The sequence below is a fragment of the Amycolatopsis sp. La24 genome (assembly GCF_029087445.1).
Lineage (GTDB): Bacteria > Actinomycetota > Actinomycetes > Mycobacteriales > Pseudonocardiaceae > Amycolatopsis > Amycolatopsis nivea.
Map to the genome: position 1 here is coordinate 164,843 of NZ_JARACH010000005.1, position 15,051 is coordinate 179,893.

The 15,051-nt window shown below is 70.7% G+C and carries 18 protein-coding genes and 1 riboswitch; of the genes, 7 read left to right on the plus strand and 11 right to left on the minus strand.

Annotated features, from left to right (window positions below):
* Positions 1–10: 10 nt before the first annotated feature.
* The 7 genes from PUT80_RS08975 to PUT80_RS09005 all read right to left on the minus strand — a co-directional run bounded on the left by PUT80_RS08975 (position 11) and on the right by PUT80_RS09005 (position 6,640).
* Complete coding sequence (locus tag PUT80_RS08975) at positions 11–634, minus strand: phosphatase PAP2 family protein (RefSeq protein ID WP_101438001.1); 624 nt, start codon at positions 632–634, stop codon at positions 11–13.
* Positions 635–977: 343 nt separating this feature from the next.
* Positions 978–1,271, minus strand: a complete 294-nt coding sequence (locus PUT80_RS08980; protein WP_101438002.1) for a DUF3040 domain-containing protein — start codon at positions 1,269–1,271, stop codon at positions 978–980.
* A 182-nt stretch (positions 1,272–1,453) separates the two neighbouring features.
* Positions 1,454–1,672, minus strand: a complete 219-nt coding sequence (locus PUT80_RS08985; protein WP_101438003.1) for a hypothetical protein — start codon at positions 1,670–1,672, stop codon at positions 1,454–1,456.
* Between the two features lie 62 nt (positions 1,673–1,734).
* Positions 1,735–3,774, minus strand: a complete 2,040-nt coding sequence (locus PUT80_RS08990; RefSeq protein WP_101438004.1) for a proton-conducting transporter membrane subunit — start codon at positions 3,772–3,774, stop codon at positions 1,735–1,737.
* Positions 3,771–4,544, minus strand: coding sequence for a ferredoxin (locus tag PUT80_RS08995; protein ID WP_101438005.1), 774 nt, complete (start codon positions 4,542–4,544; stop codon positions 3,771–3,773). Before PUT80_RS08995 ends, PUT80_RS08990 begins: the two co-directional genes overlap by 4 nt.
* Entirely contained in the window at positions 4,545–6,005 is a 1,461-nt protein-coding gene (locus tag PUT80_RS09000) for an NADH-quinone oxidoreductase subunit C (RefSeq protein ID WP_183124310.1), read from the minus strand. It lies immediately after the preceding gene.
* Positions 6,002–6,640: a proton-conducting transporter membrane subunit gene (locus PUT80_RS09005; protein WP_275291606.1), complete on the minus strand. Its 639-nt coding sequence runs from the start codon at positions 6,638–6,640 to the stop codon at positions 6,002–6,004. The genes PUT80_RS09000 and PUT80_RS09005 overlap by 4 nt, the downstream gene beginning before the upstream one ends.
* Positions 6,641–6,966: 326 nt before the next feature.
* Here PUT80_RS09005 and PUT80_RS09010 point away from each other — a divergent pair, with 326 nt between their 5' ends.
* A complete protein-coding gene (locus PUT80_RS09010) occupies positions 6,967–7,170 on the plus strand; it encodes a hypothetical protein (RefSeq protein WP_238608422.1) in 204 nt (67 codons plus the stop codon).
* Positions 7,171–7,467: 297 nt separating this feature from the next.
* Here PUT80_RS09010 and PUT80_RS09015 read toward each other — a convergent pair whose 3' ends face one another.
* Both PUT80_RS09015 and PUT80_RS09020 read right to left on the minus strand, forming a co-directional pair.
* The gene (locus PUT80_RS09015; protein WP_183124309.1) at positions 7,468–8,160 is read right to left on the minus strand and encodes a hydrogenase; all 693 of its coding nucleotides are present in this window, start codon (positions 8,158–8,160) and stop codon (positions 7,468–7,470) included.
* Positions 8,160–9,122 carry an NADH-quinone oxidoreductase subunit H gene (locus PUT80_RS09020; protein WP_037359881.1) on the minus strand — a complete coding sequence of 321 codons (963 nt, stop codon included), beginning with the start codon at positions 9,120–9,122 and terminating at the stop codon, positions 8,160–8,162. The genes PUT80_RS09015 and PUT80_RS09020 overlap by 1 nt, the downstream gene beginning before the upstream one ends.
* Positions 9,123–9,233: 111 nt before the next feature.
* A riboswitch (Fluoride riboswitch) is annotated at positions 9,234–9,296 on the minus strand.
* Positions 9,297–9,493: 197 nt separating this feature from the next.
* Here PUT80_RS09020 and PUT80_RS09025 point away from each other — a divergent pair.
* The 4 genes from PUT80_RS09025 (at position 9,494) to crcB (PUT80_RS09040) (ending at position 11,235) form a co-directional block, all read left to right on the plus strand.
* A complete protein-coding gene (locus tag PUT80_RS09025) occupies positions 9,494–9,859 on the plus strand; it encodes a DUF190 domain-containing protein (RefSeq protein ID WP_037359883.1) in 366 nt (121 codons plus the stop codon).
* A gap of 172 nt (positions 9,860–10,031) precedes the next feature.
* The gene (gene crcB, locus PUT80_RS09030) at positions 10,032–10,526 is read left to right on the plus strand and encodes a fluoride efflux transporter CrcB (RefSeq protein ID WP_308196523.1); all 495 of its coding nucleotides are present in this window, start codon (positions 10,032–10,034) and stop codon (positions 10,524–10,526) included.
* Positions 10,527–10,528: 2 nt separating this feature from the next.
* On the plus strand, positions 10,529–10,870 hold the full coding sequence (locus PUT80_RS09035; protein WP_037359885.1) for a DUF190 domain-containing protein: 342 nt from the start codon (positions 10,529–10,531) through the stop codon (positions 10,868–10,870).
* The gene (crcB, locus tag PUT80_RS09040) at positions 10,867–11,235 is read left to right on the plus strand and encodes a fluoride efflux transporter CrcB (protein WP_037359887.1); all 369 of its coding nucleotides are present in this window, start codon (positions 10,867–10,869) and stop codon (positions 11,233–11,235) included. Before PUT80_RS09035 ends, crcB (PUT80_RS09040) begins: the two co-directional genes overlap by 4 nt.
* Positions 11,236–11,307: 72 nt before the next feature.
* On the opposite strand, the gene PUT80_RS09045 is transcribed toward crcB (PUT80_RS09040), so the two are convergent.
* Both PUT80_RS09045 and PUT80_RS09050 read right to left on the minus strand, forming a co-directional pair.
* Positions 11,308–11,652: a HEAT repeat domain-containing protein gene (locus tag PUT80_RS09045; RefSeq protein ID WP_101438011.1), complete on the minus strand. Its 345-nt coding sequence runs from the start codon at positions 11,650–11,652 to the stop codon at positions 11,308–11,310.
* A 1,252-nt stretch (positions 11,653–12,904) separates the two neighbouring features.
* Entirely contained in the window at positions 12,905–14,128 is a 1,224-nt protein-coding gene (locus PUT80_RS09050) for an MFS transporter (protein WP_051165938.1), read from the minus strand.
* Positions 14,129–14,222: 94 nt separating this feature from the next.
* On the opposite strand from PUT80_RS09050, the gene PUT80_RS09055 reads away from it, so the two are divergent.
* A complete protein-coding gene (locus PUT80_RS09055) occupies positions 14,223–14,777 on the plus strand; it encodes a Chromate resistance protein ChrB (RefSeq protein ID WP_037359894.1) in 555 nt (184 codons plus the stop codon).
* Positions 14,778–14,794: 17 nt separating this feature from the next.
* The gene (locus PUT80_RS09060; RefSeq protein ID WP_143271432.1) at positions 14,795–15,046 is read left to right on the plus strand and encodes a hypothetical protein; all 252 of its coding nucleotides are present in this window, start codon (positions 14,795–14,797) and stop codon (positions 15,044–15,046) included.
* Positions 15,047–15,051: the final 5 nt, after the last annotated feature.

Sequence of the window (15,051 nt, forward strand, 5' to 3'; positions counted from 1 at the left end):
TAGGAATCGGTCAGCTGACCGCCAGGAGCGGCCGGAGGCGTCCGGTGCGCAGGGTCTCGACATACCCGGAGGCCACCCGGCGCAGGACGACGCTGGCGGCGAGGGCGACGAGGAGACCGACGACGAACGAGCCGGCGACGTCGTGCGGGTAGTGCGCGCCGACGTAGACGCGGGAGGCTCCTTCCGCGAGGGCGAACAAGGCGGCGATGGCGCAGAGCCGGCGGCTGACCAGATACAGGGCCGCGACGGTGGCGGCGGCGACGGTGGAGTGGCCGCTGGGGAAGGCGTAGTCGTCGAGTGCGGGGCAGGCTTCGACGATGAAGGCGTTCGGCAGGGAACGGCAGGGCCGCAGTTCGGCGACGCCGGACTTGACGACCTCGGCGACGACGAAGGCGACCAGAACGCAGACGGGGGCGACGAGGGCGGCGGTCATCGTGGCCGCGTCCGCGCGCCGGGCCTGCCACCAGCCCACGATCATCAGCACGGCGAAGACCCCCAGTCCGTACTGGGTCCAGGCTTCGGCCGGAGCGTTGAGCCAGGCGGTGTGCCGCGCGAAGTCGGTCACCGAGGTGAACCACGAGCCGTCGACGGTCGAGCCGTCGAAGGCGAGCCGGAAGGGGGAACTGGGAGCCATGGCAGGTGGTCTTTCTGGGCAGTGGCGAGCGGTGGGCTGGTGCTTGCGACGGGGGGCGGACTCCTCCGTCTTCATCTACATGGTTGTAGATTCTCGTCATCGTAGCGGGATGGGGTCCGGGCGGTCGCCTGCCGGCAGGCGCGCGGCCTCGGCAGGCGGCATCGCTCCTGGTTGAGGTGCGAGATCGCGGCCGGCGACCGGTCCCGGACGATCGCCTGAGCGATGTCGATCATGCTCACGTGCTGCCGTCCTCGCAGGTCGCCGGTTCAGGGAAGCGGTCAGGCTAGCGTGCGGCGGCAGGGGCACCGATCTTGGGGATGCTAACTGTCGTTATTTTCCAGACCTAACTGTTGCCTTGCTTCCAGCCGCAGGTGAAGTGCCGGATGAGCGTCGCCGGGACCAAGGCGGTGAGCAGAGCGCCCACCACGATCGGCCCGGGGGAGCCCATGCCGATCCCGACGACCGTGATCACCAGCTCGGTGGCCAGCAGGGTGAGCAGACCCGCGGCGGCAGCGGCGAGCGTGGACAGGCGCACCGGGTGAAACGCAGCGAAGCGCCGGGCCAGCCGCGGGTTTTCCCGGACAAGCTCGTGCTCGATCTCGTCGAGCTGCTGTTGTTCGTGATCGCGCAGTGCCATGGCCGGCTACACGTCGTAGCAGAGGGGCGCAAAACCGCGGAGCATGACCAGAGTTGCCACCCGTGGCCTCCCTGCCTGTGTGATCGCAGCGATCGTCGGACCAGGCAGGGGCTGTTGGCGGCGCACGGCCGCGGTTGGGTCCGGCGAGCCCCACCGCCGGGCGCTGATGCGCGTGGCGGAGTCTACTGCGTTTCGACGGGCGGGAGAGTCGGCGGCGCGAAGCCGTACTCGCGGGCGTGCCGGGCGGACAACGCGGTGGCACAAGGCAGGCAGGCCAACTGCCGGATTTCGGTGAAGGCCAGGTCTGCGGAGCTGAAGCCGGTGGAGTGCGGGACGGAGTTGTGGCCGACGCGGACGCAGTCGCGGCAGACCGCGGCGCCGCAGGTGGTGCAGATTCCCACGGCGGGGCGCGTTTCATTGGCGAGAGAGCAGTCGAGGCAGTGCACGGGGTTGTCCTTTCTGGTCAGGCGAGGATGAGCACGAGGGCGAGCACGGCGACGAAGGCGATCAGCAGGTAGCCGACATAGGCGTCGAGCCGTCCGTTCTGGAGGCGTTTGGCGGTGCGGACGGCGGCGCGCAGCGGGCGCAGCAGCGGCCGGTAGAGGAACTGTTCGACGGCTTCCACGACGTCGGAGGTGTAGCCGAGGTGGGCGCCGGCGGCGTCGGGGCGCGGGTCGTCGTCCCGGCCGCCGCTCTGGCGTTCGACCGTGCGCAGTTCGGCGCGGGTCAGCAGCACGTTCGCCAGGACCTTGCGGGTCGGGTTGGTGAAGGCGAAGGGTTTGTACTGGTTCTCGCCTTCGACCCCGCCGGTCGCCGAACGCCACGCGGGCACCCGGCGGACGGCGAACATGCGGCCCCGCGCGAACACCAGGCACAGGAGTCCGGCCCCGGCCAGCAGCGCCGGCAGCACGACGGCGAGCCAGGACGGGGAGAGGATGGAGAAGCCGGGGAACACCGGTTGCAGCACCCAGGGCCCCTTGATCGCGGACCCGGTGGCGTCGCGGGGCACGATCGGGCCGAGCCCGGCGGCGATGACCCGCACCTGGAGGGGCGCGACGGCGGCGACCGCCAGACAGCCGGCGCCGAGGGCGGTGAGGGCGAGCTTGCCGAGCGGGCCGGTGTCCCGGGCCAGTTCCGCGTCGCGCGGTCCGCGGGGGCCGAGCACGGTGAGCCCGACGATGCGCACGAAAGCGACGGCGGCGAAGCCCGCAGTGAGCGCGACCAGCGCGCCGGTGACGGCGAGCGGCAGGGTGTAGCCGAGCGCGCCAAGCCGGAACTGCTGCATCAGCGCCTCCAACAGGAACCACTCGGACACGAACCCGGCAGTCAGCGGCAGCCCGGCGAGGGTGAGCGCGCCGATCGCCAGCCCCGTGCCGGAGAACCGCAGACGGTGCCCGACGCCGCGCAGGTCGTCGAGTTCGGTCGTGCCGGTCGCGTCCTCGATCCCGGCCGTGGCGGTGAACAACAACGATTTGGCCAGTGCGTGCGCGATCGTTTGCAGGGTGGCGGCGAGCAGCCCGACCGCGATCAGCGGCGGCATCGAGGCGGCGGCGCCGATCATCGCGACCGCGTAGCCGACCGTGATGAGCCCGGCGTTCTCCACGCTGGAGTAGGCGACCACCTCGGCGAGATCGGTTTGCACGGTGGCGTGCGCGATGCCCAGCAGCGCGGTCGCGCCGCCCAGCAGGAGCACGACGACGGCGAGCCAGGGCGGCGGCTGGTGCAGGAGCGCGAGGGTCCGCCAGAGGCCGTAGAACCCGACGTTCACCGCGACTCCGGCCATGACCGCGCGCAACGGTCCCGGTGCGGCGCGGTAGCCGCGCGGCATCCACACGTGCACCGGGACCAGCCCGACCTTGACCGCGAAACCGAGCACCAGCAAGGCGTAGGCCGCGTCGCGGACGCCGGTGTGCGGCAGCGTCGTGAAGCTGGGGAAGGAGAAGCTGCGGCTTTGGGCGGCGAGCAGCAGCAGGCCGACCAGCAGTGCCGCGCCGCTGACCTTGCCGAGTGCGATGGTGACGATCGCCGGTGTCGCGGTGCAGCCGCGCTGGTGGGCGGTCATGAGGTAGAAGGCGACGGTCAGCGTCTCCCAGGCGAACAGGAACACGAACACGTGGTCGGCGGTGACGATGACCGCGATCGACGCGAAGGCGAGCGCATAGGCGCAGCTGAGGCCCCTTGCCCGGACGCGGTGCGGCCGGACCGCCCAGTCCGCGCACGCCAGCGAGACCGGGACGGCGACGGAGAAGCTGATTACGAGGAACAGTGCGGAGAGCCGGTCGACGGTCAGGTCGGCCGCGCCGAAGCCGAGGAACGCGTCGAGGCTCAGCCGGATCGGGTGCCCCGTGAGCCCGGCGGCGCCGACGATGGTCAGCAGGGTCGCGGCCGCGGCGCCGAGCAGATAAGGCAGGGGGCGGGCCCAAGCGTGCCGGACGCCGAGCACCAGATCGGCCAGCAGCGCGAGGCCGAGCAGGCCGAGCGCGGCGATCAGGACGGCCGTCATCGCGTTCGCCTCGTCCCGGTCAGCCGGCCGGTGGCCAGCAGGATCGCGTGCAGCAGCCGGAACGGGCTCGGCGGCGACCCCGGCACCCACACGTCGACCGGGAGCAGGTCGCCGATGCCGCCGGCAGTGGCGTAGGAGGGCGAGACCAGGCCGCCGCTGATCGCGTCGGCGCCCACGGCGATGACCGCAAGCGGACGCGGCAGCGCCTCCAGCGTGCGGGCCAGCGGCGCGGCCATCCCGTGCGTTCCGGCGCCGGTGACGAGCAGGAGGTCGGCGTGGCGGGGGCTGGCGGTGAAGAAGATCCCCAGCCGGTGCACGTCGTAGACCGGGTTGAGCAAGGCGAGTACTTCCCATTCCTCGGCGCCGTCCGAGCCCGCGTCGACGTGTCTGATGTGGACGGACCGGCGGAATGCCCTGGTGCGCCGGGACAACGCGGCACGAAGACGGCGCAGTTCGGCATCGGTCTCGGCCAGTTCGGGCACCACGAGGGCTTCCCGGGAGAGCCGGGCGACGTCGTTGCCGTCCTGCCAGCCGAACCGGTCGGGCCGGGCGGCGACACAGGCACCGCACCCGATGCACCGGCCCTGGTCGAGCCGGACCCGGCCGTGGTCATCCTGGATCGCGCCGGTGGGACACAGCTCGTCCAGCCCCGGGTCCCAGGCCGTTTCGCCGACCGTGCGGGCGATCGAGCGGACGTCGTCGGCGTCGGGCCGCCGGGGGTGTCCGGTCGTGACGATCCCGTCGCGCAAGCCGCGGAAAACCCAAGGCATCTACATCGCCACCCCGGCTATGGAGAGGCCGAAACTGGCCTCGATGAACGGGAAATCGGTCAGGATGTCGCCGTGGAACGCCTGGGAGAACACGGCGAGGTTGTGGAACGACGCTGACCTCGGCGCGCATCGCCGCAGCCGCCCGTCGCGCTCGGCGTCGAGGAAGTACAGCACTTCGCCCTGCGGTGCTTCGGCCCAGCCGACCGCCTGACCGGCGACCGGGCCGACCGGGGCGGCCAGCGTCTCGTCGGGCCGGTCGCCGAGCAGTTCGACGATCTGGGCAAGCAGGTCGAACGACTCGGCGACCTCGTCCCACCGCACCCGCAGCCGGGCCATCGCGTCGCCGTCGCTGCGGCGCGGCCCGGGCGTGCGGCTGAGCTTGGGGTAGGCGTCGTAGGGCCGGTCCCACCGGGTGTCGTCGCCGGTGCCGCCGGCCCGTCCGACCGGGCCGAGCAGACCGTGCTCCAGGGCGAAATCCTCGTCCAGCGGCCCGGTTCCGCGCAGCCGGTCGAGGAACGACGCGGTCTGCATCAACGCCTCGGCGTCGGCGGAGACGGCGCGGCGGAGAGCGTCCATTCGGGACCGGAGGTCTTCGCGGCCGAGCATCGGAAGCGCGCGTACTCCGCCGGGAATCACGACACCGCGGCCGAATCGGTTGCCGCACAACGCGGACACCAGCCGCAGCGTGCGCTCCTTGTGCCAGCCGAAGCGGGCGACGGCGACCGCGAGGCCGGCGGCGTCGGCGAGTTTCATGGCGACGTCGAGGTGGCTGGCGATGCGTTCGAGTTCCGCGTGCAGCGCGCGCACCAGCTGTGCGGTCAGCGGCGGCTGCGCATCGGCGAGTTCCTCGACGGCGTGGCAGAACGCGAGGGCATGCGCGACGGAGGCGATTCCCTCGACCCGTTCGGCCAGCAGAACCGCGTGATTCGGGGCCATTCCTTCGAAGCGCACTTCCAGGCCGCGGTGTTTGAAGTGCGGGCGGACGTTCACGTGCGGGATGTCCTCGCCCGGGGTCTCGACGACGTACTCCACCGATTCGAACACCCCGGAGCGGACGGGACCGTGCGGGAGGCTGAACAGGCCGGTGCCCATCACGTGGCTGGGCAGCGCGCGCTCGTCCGGCTCGACGTGGGACGGGTGGAACGCGGCGCCGGGGCTGGGCAGGGGTTCGTTGTCGTCCGGGTGCGGCAGCACGAGCGGGTCGAGCCGCGGATGGCCCTGCGGGACCACGCCGAACAAGTCATGCAGCTTGCGCTCGTACCAGAACGCGGAGGGAATCCTCGGCGTCAGCGCGGGATAGGCGCCGGTGCCGGGCAGGAGCCGCAGGTCTGCGACGTCGATGCCGCCCGGCCGGGCCAGCAGCACGTGCAGGGTCACGCCTTCGGTGAGGTCGCCGTCGCCGATCAGGGCGGCGAACCGCGCCCCGTCGCCGATCCGGGCGAAGATCTCCTCCCGGCTCATGTCCCGCCTCCCAGCTCGGCCACTCCGCGGGCCAGGAGATCGGCGAAGTCCGCTGGCGGGTGCACGCCGAGCACGATCAGCACCAGCAGCCCGGCCACCATCGGCGCGACCATCCAGGCACTCGGCTCCCCGCGCACCGGCAGCTCGGTGCCGCCGCGGACGAAGAGCATCCGCGTCGTCGCCACCGACAGCCCGAGGAAAGCCAGCGTGACCAGCACGACGAGGACCACGGTGACCGTGTCGTGGGCGCCGGCGAGCCCGCCGGCGACGATCTGGAACTCGCTGCGGAACAGCCCGAACGGCGGCATCGCCGACAACGCCAGTATCGCGAACAGGAACAGCGGCGCCGTCCACGGCAAAGTGTCCAAACAGGACCGGATGGTGCCGGTGTCCTTGGTGCCGTACTTGCGGACCAGCACCCCGGCGCCGAAGAAGGCGTTGCCTTTCGCCGCGGCGTGGGCGACCACGTGCAGCAGGACTCCGGCGAGTGCCAAGGGCGCGCCGAGCCCGATGCCGATCGTGAGGATGCCCATGTGCTCGACGCTGGAGTAGGCCAGCAGCCGTTTGAGGTCGCGTTGCTCCAGCAGGTACAGCGCGGCCAGCAGCAGGGTGAGGACGCCGAACACGAGCAGCACCGTTCGGGGGGAAGCCGGAGCCGAGCGTGCCGGCGGCGACCTGGTAATAGCGCAGCACCGCGTAGAAGCTCACCGCGAGCAGCGAGCCGGACAGCATCGCCGAGACCGGCGTCGGCGCCTCGGAATGCGCGTCCGGCAGCCAGGTGTGCACCGGGAAGAGCCCGACCTTGGTGCCGAACCCGACGACGGCGAGCACGAACGCCAGCTGAACGGCGTTGTGCGGCAAGGTTTTCCCGGCGGTGAGCAGGGGCGCGAACGCGACGTCGTAGGACGAGCCGAGGACGGTGGAGCCGGCGTAGTACATGACAATCGTGGCGAGCAGCCCGATGCCTAGACCGGCGGAGGCGAGCAGCACGTACTTCCACGCGGCTTCGGCGGCGTTGTCGGTGTCGTCCAGCGCCACCAGCAGCGCCGACACGACGGTGGTGATCTCCACCGCGATCCACAGCAGGGCGAGGCCGTCCATGAGCGGCGCGCACATCATCGACCAGGCGAACAGGTTCAGTCCGATGTGGAATCTCCGGGCGTAGCGGGCGAATCCCGGACGGTCGCGTTCGGACTGGAGATAGCCGATCGAGTACACCGCGGTCGCGGCGTAGAGGAAAGTGGTGCCGAGCAGGAACACGACCGACACCGCGTCGGCCCGGAGGATCCCGAACTGCACCGGCCCGCGCACGACCGCGGGCACCAGCACGACGGCGAGGCCGAGGCTAGCCAGCGCGGTGAGCAGGCTCAGCGTCTCGCTCGCCCGGACGCGGGCCGGGAGCGCGCCAAGGGCGGACACCAGCGGGAGAGCGGTCAGCAGGACGAGGACGACCGGCATAGCCTCACCCCCTCAGCTTCGTGAGGTCGCGGGTGGACAGCGATTCCGATCGGCGGTGGTGGACCTGCATGAGCACCCCGAACACGACCACCGCGACCAGCAGGTCGAACAGGAACGCCACCTCGAGGATCAACGGCATCCCGGCAGCGACCACGAGACTGGCCAGGGAAACTCCGTTCTCCAGCGAGAAAAACCCGATCGCCTGCGAGACCACGTCACGGCGCACGATCATCAGCACGAACGCCACCAGGATCACCGCGACCGACAGCGCGAGCGCGGTTTCCGGGAGCGCGGGGCTGGTGACTTGGAAGCGCCCGGTCGCGAAGAACCCGAACGCCGCCACCGCGACCGCCAGCAGCACCTCGCTGGCCACGCCGAGCGCGCCGCTGCCGGCGATCTCGGTGCCCGCCGTGCGCAGCATCCGCAGCACCAGCCACGGCACGACGATCACCTTGAGCGCCAAGGACAACGCCGCCAGGGCGTACAGCTCCGGCACGTCCCGCACGACCGCGACGACCACCGCGAGCAGGGACACCAGCAGCGACTGCGCGGCATACACCCGGACTTGCGCGCGCAGCAACGCGGTCCGCAGCATCGCGAACTCGGTCAGCAGCACCAGCACCGCCAGCCCGTTCGCCACTCCGGCATACACTCCGGGCGGCGCGACGGCGGCGGGGTCCGCGGCCAGGACGTTCATCAGCCGCCTCCGAAGTAGAGGGTGAACACGGCCAGCACCGCGAGCAGGAACGCCGCCGCGACGAACTCGGTGATCTTGAACAGCCGCAGCTTCGCGAACGAGTTGTCGATCACCGCGATCAGGACGCCGAGCACCGCGCATTTGCCCAGCAGCGCCGCGATCGCGAGCGCCACGTTCCCGATCCCGGGCGTGGCGGCCAGCCCCCACGGGGCGATGAACACGTTGATCAGGATGGTGAAGAGGATCAGCTGCTTCATCGCCGATCCCCAGCGCAGCATCGCCAGGTACGGGCCGGAGTGCTCGAACGCCCGGGCTTCCTCGATCATGCCGAACTCGTTGGTCCCGGTGTGCGTTTCTACCGGGATCCTGCCGGTTTCGGCCAGGATCACCAGCAGCAGCGCGGCCGCGGCGAGCAGGTGCGCCGGACGCACGATCTGCTCGGCCGAGGACCGGACGGTTTCGGCCAGCGCGTACGGAAGGTCGGTTCCGGTCACCAGCGCGACGGTGAAGACCACGAACAACACCACCGGTTCGGTGATCGCGCCGAAGGTTTTGGTCCGGCTGGCTCCCAATTGCGCGTAGGGCGAACCGGTTTCGGCAGCGGCCACCGCGACCGCGAAGCTGGCGAGCGCCAGCACGAACCCGCCGCCGAGGATGTCGCCCATGTACCCCAGCGGCAACGGGAACGTGGTGAGCACCGGGATCAGCAGCGGCACGGTCAGGTAGCACGCCATCGCGCCGATCGGGGCGACCAGGAAGACCCAGCTCGCTCCGTTCGGAGCCAGGGATTCCTTGCGGAACAGTTTGCCCAGGTCGTAGTACGGCTGGAGCAAGCGGGTGCCGCGCCGTCCCTGCAGCCGCGATTCCACCCGCGCGATCACGCCGGACACCCCGGGCGCGGCGACCAGCACAGTCAGCGCCTGCGCCAGCTGCACGAGCGGGATCGGCACCGGCGGGTTCACGATCGCTCCCCGAGCCGGGGAGCGAGCTGATGATCGGGGACTGCGGAGCCTTCGGAATCCTCGTCCACCCGGACCTCCTCTACCGGCCTGCCAGCGTGCGAACACGAAGGTGGTGCGGTAGAGGCCATTAGCGGAGGATCCGCGGTTAAGGCGAGCCCCATCGCCTGTGTTCCCAGTGTGACCACCACGGCGACGTCGCGCAAGCCCGTGCGCCGCCGCGGACCCGGATGGGTTCTTGACCGCCGGGTCCCCGAGCGGTTGTACTGGACGCGGCGATGGATCCCGCCGGGGCTCGTGTGTGCCCGAACCGCCTCCGCCGAGGCTGATGGCTTCCTGGCCGATGCTTGCCGCGCCGGACCAGGAGGACCGCTGTGAAGATCACCAAAAGGGCGCTGCGACTGTCGATCTTCCTCGGCGACGGCGACATCTGGCACCACAAGCCGACATACGTGGAAATCGTGCACCGGGCGCACAAGGCCGGTCTCGCGGGCGCGAGCGTCCTGCGCGGCTTCGAGGGTTACGGCGTGTCGTCGCGGATCCACACCCAGCACGTGTTCCGGCTGAGCGAGCACCTGCCGCTGCTGGTGCTGATCGTGGACTCCGAAGAGAAGATCCGGGCGTTCCTGTCCGAATTGGACGACCTCGAAATCAGCGGCCTGATCGTGGTCGACGAAGTGGAAACGATCCGCTACACCGAATCCGCGCCGAAGCAGTCGCATTGGTGGTCCGTGAGCTGACGCGGGTGAAACCCGGCACAGCCCGCGGGCCCGCGGACGCCGGCTCGGCTAGACTGGAGCTGCGGCGGTGGGGCTCGCCGCTTCGGGGTCAGCCCGGAAGAACCGCGGCTCTGCCCGCCGCCAACAGTCCCTGCTTGACCAGTGTCGTGCCCAGGACAAGCAGGAGGCGTGCGTGAGCAATGAGGTCGACGTGACCGACCCGATCGACCCGGATGTCGATCTCCAAGTACCGGCACAGCGCCGGGAACTCTTCCGCACGCACGGATTGGTGCTCGTCCTCATCGCGGTCGGCGGTGGTCTCGGGGCACTGGCCCGCTACGGCCTGGCCACGCTGCTGCCCACTGCGCCCGGCCGCTTCCCGTGGGCCACCTTCGGCACGAACGTCGCCGGCTGCTTCCTGATCGGCGTTCTCATGGTGCTCATCACCGAGGTGTGGCCCGCGCACCGGCTCGTGCGGCCCTTCCTCGGCGTCGGCGTGCTCGGCGGATTCACGACCTTCTCCACCTACGCGGTGGAGACGCGCGGCTTGCTGCAGCCGGACACCGTCGGGCTCGCTTTCGCTTACCTGGCGGGAACTTTGCTCTGCGCGCTGCTCGCGGTGATCGCCGCCGTCTGGCTCACCCGGACCGTGACCAGTCTCGTCCGCCAACCCGAAGAAAGGGTCTGATCATGCAGCTCACGGGATACGCCCTGCGCATGTCGATCTTCATCGGCGAGGACGACGTCCGGCACCACAAGCCGCTGCACCGGGTGATCATCGAACGCGCCCGGGACGCCGGATTGGCCGGCGCCACCGTGCTGCGCGGCTGCGAGGGCTACGGGATCCACGCGATGATCCACACCACCCGGCTGCTGAGCATGTCCGAAGACCTCCCGATCACGATCCTGATCGTCGACCGGGAAGACAAGATCCGCGCGTTCCTGCCCGAACTGGACGAGCTGATCAGCGAGGGCGCCGTCCTGCTGGACGAGGTCGAAGTGCTGAGCACCGACGGAGTCCGCCGCCCATGACCGCCGTGCTCGTGTTCGTCGGCGCGATGGTCGGCGCGCCGCTGCGTTACCTGACCGACCGCACGGTGCAGAACCGGCACGACAGCCTGTTCCCGTGGGGCACGTTCAGCGTCAACCTCGCCGGCTGCCTGATCCTGGGCGGGCTCGCCGGAGCCGGAACCGCGCTGCCCGCACCGCTGCTGGCGCTGATCGGCACCGGCTTCTGCGGCGCCCTCACCACCTACAGCACCTTCAGCTACGAAACGGTGCGGCTGCTGGAGCAAAAACTGTACTTCTACGCCGCGATGAACGTGATCATCAGCGTGATCGCCGGGCTGGGCGCGGCGCTGATCGGATACACCGTCTTGCACGCCCTGGTGGGCTGAACCCGGCAATACGGGTTACCGCTGACCGAGTCTCCTTCCGGGCTCGGCGCCGAACGGATCTCGACCCGGCGGTCATCCGGGCAGCGGACGGCCCAGCAGGCTCAGCGCCGCCCGTCTCGCGGGTGCGGGGCCACAGGAGGCGTAACTGTCGAGCAGATCGCGGTGCGCGCCGACTCCGCCGATGCGGACCAGCGCCTGCAAGACGGCGGTGGCCAGGTACGGGTCGGGTCCTTCGGCGAGCAGCGTGCGCAGCGGGCCGAGAGCACGGTGTTCCTTGCGGGCGCCCAGAATTTCGGCGGCGATGATCCGCCGCTCCGGCAGCGGGTGCCGCAGCGTCCACAGCAGACGGTCGACGTAGTCGAGGTCGGCGGCCACGACGGCACACAGCGGCTCCTTCGCGGGGGAGGCACCCAGCACGGTCGCACTGGTTCATCTGGCAAATCCACGGCATCCGGTCTTCCTCGCGTCGTCCGGCTGGACGGGCGGGACCCTGTGACGAAGTTCGCCGCACCCCGCGCCTGCTTCATACGGCACTCAGCCGCCGGTAGCCCGCGGAGCAGAGCGCACCGCCTCCGCGAAAAATGGCGCGTCCCCCAGGACGAGGCCGCCGAACGGCTCGCGCGCACCAGGCGGTGGCCAGCACCCGGTGGTTCCCCGGAGAGCCCGGTCATCCACGTCGTCGCGGTCGGCGGGCGGGTTGTCGGATGGGTCTGTCGCGAACGGGAAAGCGGACCGTCGTGCGCGCCGGAGGCTCGGTCGCCGAAGCGGACACGTTCGGCGAATCTGTTCGCGTGCTCGCGGGCTTATCATGAGAGGGCTGGCGAAGGAGTCGGGATGTTCGCGAAACGGGCGGTGCCGGTGAGTTCCCTCGACGCGCCGTGCGCTCCGTGGGAGATCCCGGTCGAACGCGACCTCGCCGAGCTCGGCGGCGGCCCGGCGCGGTCCTTCCGGCCGTCGTCCGCGCGGTTTCTCCCGGTGGACGCGGCCGAGGACCTCGCCGATCTCGTCGGCCCGCCGCGCCCGGGCGACCTGCTGGTGCTGCCGTCCGCGACGCGACCGGCGGCCGACGGGCTGGTCTGCGTCCCGGACCAGGTCGTGGGCATGGGCCCGCGCGGGGTGGCGCAGTGGGTGGACGATCTGCCCTACCCCCGCGTGGTGGGCGTGATCCCCTACGCCGAGCTGGTCGCCGCCGAGCACCTGCTGGCGGGCGAACACGGCTGCCTGGTACTGACCGGAGCCCGCACCCAGCTGACGATCCACTACCGCTCGCCCGCGTGGCCCGCTGTCGGCGACCTGCTGACCCGGCTGCGGGCCCACGCGCTCGCGAGCACCGGGGCGTCGACGATGTCCGCCACCGGCGAGCACGTCCAGTGGGAGGAGCTTCCGTACTCGCTGCTGGTCGGCCTCGGCGACCCCCGGCCGCCGCGGTGCCTGTCGGCGGCCGCGGAATCGGTTCGCGGCCGGTGGTGGCGGCACCGGCGGACCCGGCCCGCCGCGCAGGTGGTGCTGACCCGGTACGAATTGGTGGTGCTGCGGCACGTGACCGGCCGGGCGCCGCTGCGGCACGGGGTGAATCTCCTTGCTGTCGCCCGGGAACACATCGCCGGCCTCGACGCGAGCGGCGAAAGGCTGACGGTGCGCACTCCGGCCGGCGAGCACCAGGTCGAACTCAACCCGGCGCTGGCCGAGGCGGCGCAGACGAAGTTCCGTCCGATGCTTCGTGCCTGCGGCGCACGAGGATCAGCAGCGGGACGGCGGCGAGCTGCGCCACGACCGAGAACAGCACCACAATCGTGAGGGACACGCTGAACAGCGCACCGATGGCCGCGCTGCCAGCGAACCACGCGACGCCGTAGACGCCGGTGAACAGACCGTAGGCCGAGGCCCGCCGGTCGGCCGGGACCATCGGGGCCACCGCGGCCGGGATGATCGATTCGTGCACGCCCATTCCCAGCCCCCACAAGCACATGCCGATCAGCGCGGGCCAGAAGCCGCCGAGGAACGCCAGCGGCGCGTAGGCCGCGGCGACCACGGTCAGCGGGATGAGCAGGCCGATCCCGAAGCGGTCGAACAGCCGCCCGAACAGCAGTGATCCCGCGCCGCTGACCGCCATCGCGACGGCGTAGAAGATCGGCGTCAGGTCGGCGGACACGGCGCCTGCCTGCTGGAAGTGGAACGCGATCACGGGAAAGTCGGCGAAGCCCGCCGCGACCAGCGCCGCGGCGGCCAGATACAGCCAGAACCGCCGCGGGAACCCGTGCGCCTGCACCGGGGCCGTCGAGGGCTCCAGGTCCTGCGGGCGCGGGTAGACCAGCCGCGCTACGCCCAGCAGACAGAGCATGATCGCGGCGGGCACGGCGAGGACGGCGAACGCGAGCCGGTAGTCGTGCCGGCTGCTCGCCAGCACCAACGCGATCAGCAGCGGCCCGAACATGGCCCCGAACTGGTCGAGCGCCTCGTGCACGCCGAAACCCCAGCCGTACCCGATCTGCTTCGCGGCATGGGACAGCATCGCGTCCCGCGGCGGATTGCGGATCGCCTTGCCGACCCGTTCGAGGATCACCAGCAGCGCGGCGACCTGCCAGCTTCCGGCCAGTGCCAGCAACGGGACCACCGACATCTGCAACACGTACCCGCTGATCGTGATCGGCCAGTACCGGCCGGTGCGGTCCGCCCCGCGACCGGACACCACCCGCAGCCCGTACCCGAGCAGCTCGCCGAACCCGGTGACCACTGCGATCGCCAGCGCACCGGCCCCGAGCAGCCCGAGGAAAGGCCCGATGACCGCGCGCGACGACTCGTAGGTGAAGTCGGCGAAGAAGCTCATCACGCCGACCATCAGCACGAACTTCAACCCGGCGGACAACCGCCGCCCGCGAGCCTTATCGGCCATACCGCGCCACCGCCTCAAGACGACCGCGTTACGGTAGCAAAGTAACCGCCGTTACGCATCAGCACGCGACGGCACGATCGGGCAGACTGAGCCCGTGCCCGACCAGAAGACGAACGCCCCCCGTGGCTGGCTGCTGCTGATCTACCGGGTCCCGCCGGAACCGACTCGCCTGCGAGCCACGGTGTGGCGCCGCCTCAAAGGACTCGGCGCCGTCTATCTCCAGAACTCCGTCGCCACTCTCCCGGCCGCACCGGCAGCGGAACGCGCGCTGCGGAAGCTGCGCCACGAGATCGTGGAAATGGGCGGAACGGCGCAGCTGCTCACGAGCACCGCGCTCGTCGGGCAGGCGGACATCGTCGCCACCTTCCAGGCCGCTCGCGACGACGAGTACGAGGAAATCGTCGACAAGTGCCAGGACTTCCTGGCCGAAATCGAGAAGGAAACCGCCGCCGAGCACTTCACCTACGCGGAACTCGAGGAGAACGAGGAAGACCTGACCAAGCTGCGGAACTGGCTGGCGAAGGTCACCGAACGGGACGTCCTCGCCGCGCCTGGCCGCGCCGAGACGCTCCGGGCGCTGGAACGGTGTGAGCGGGTGCTCGAGGAGTACGCGGCGAAGGTGTACGCGTCGGACGCCGACGGACACTGATCGGGTCGCCTTGGCGGGTGCCGCGGGCCGTTCTGATGGCATTCAGCCTGGCTCAGCTCTGGCAGCACGTCGTCCTGGCCGGTGCTGCGATCCTGTTGCTGGCGCCCGAAAGCGGAGTCGTCACCGCACTCCGTGCCAGCGCACCAGCAGGGGCGTTGCTCGCGATCGCCGGAATCGCAGTCGTACACCGAGGCACGCGTGCCGCGACCGGCAACAGTTGCGCCATGACTCTTGGCCTGCAAGGCGACGAGCCGATGTCAGGAGGATGACCACG

Bases quoted from the DNA above. Each gene is read 5' to 3' on its own strand.
- PUT80_RS08975 (WP_101438001.1), bottom strand. From the start codon at position 634: ATGGCTCCCAGTTCCCCCTTCCGGCTCGCCTTCGACGGCTCGACCGTC.
- PUT80_RS08980 (WP_101438002.1), bottom strand. From the start codon at position 1,271: ATGGCACTGCGCGATCACGAACAACAGCAGCTCGACGAGATCGAGCAC.
- PUT80_RS08990 (WP_101438004.1), bottom strand. From the start codon at position 3,774: ATGACGGCCGTCCTGATCGCCGCGCTCGGCCTGCTCGGCCTCGCGCTG.
- PUT80_RS08995 (WP_101438005.1), bottom strand. From the start codon at position 4,544: ATGCCTTGGGTTTTCCGCGGCTTGCGCGACGGGATCGTCACGACCGGA.
- PUT80_RS09000 (WP_183124310.1), bottom strand. From the start codon at position 6,005: ATGAGCCGGGAGGAGATCTTCGCCCGGATCGGCGACGGGGCGCGGTTC.
- PUT80_RS09010 (WP_238608422.1), top strand. From the start codon at position 6,967: ATGCCTAGACCGGCGGAGGCGAGCAGCACGTACTTCCACGCGGCTTCG.
- PUT80_RS09015 (WP_183124309.1), bottom strand. From the start codon at position 8,160: ATGAACGTCCTGGCCGCGGACCCCGCCGCCGTCGCGCCGCCCGGAGTG.
- PUT80_RS09035 (WP_037359885.1), top strand. From the start codon at position 10,529: ATGCAGCTCACGGGATACGCCCTGCGCATGTCGATCTTCATCGGCGAG.
- crcB (WP_037359887.1), top strand. From the start codon at position 10,867: ATGACCGCCGTGCTCGTGTTCGTCGGCGCGATGGTCGGCGCGCCGCTG.
- PUT80_RS09050 (WP_051165938.1), bottom strand. From the start codon at position 14,128: ATGGCCGATAAGGCTCGCGGGCGGCGGTTGTCCGCCGGGTTGAAGTTC.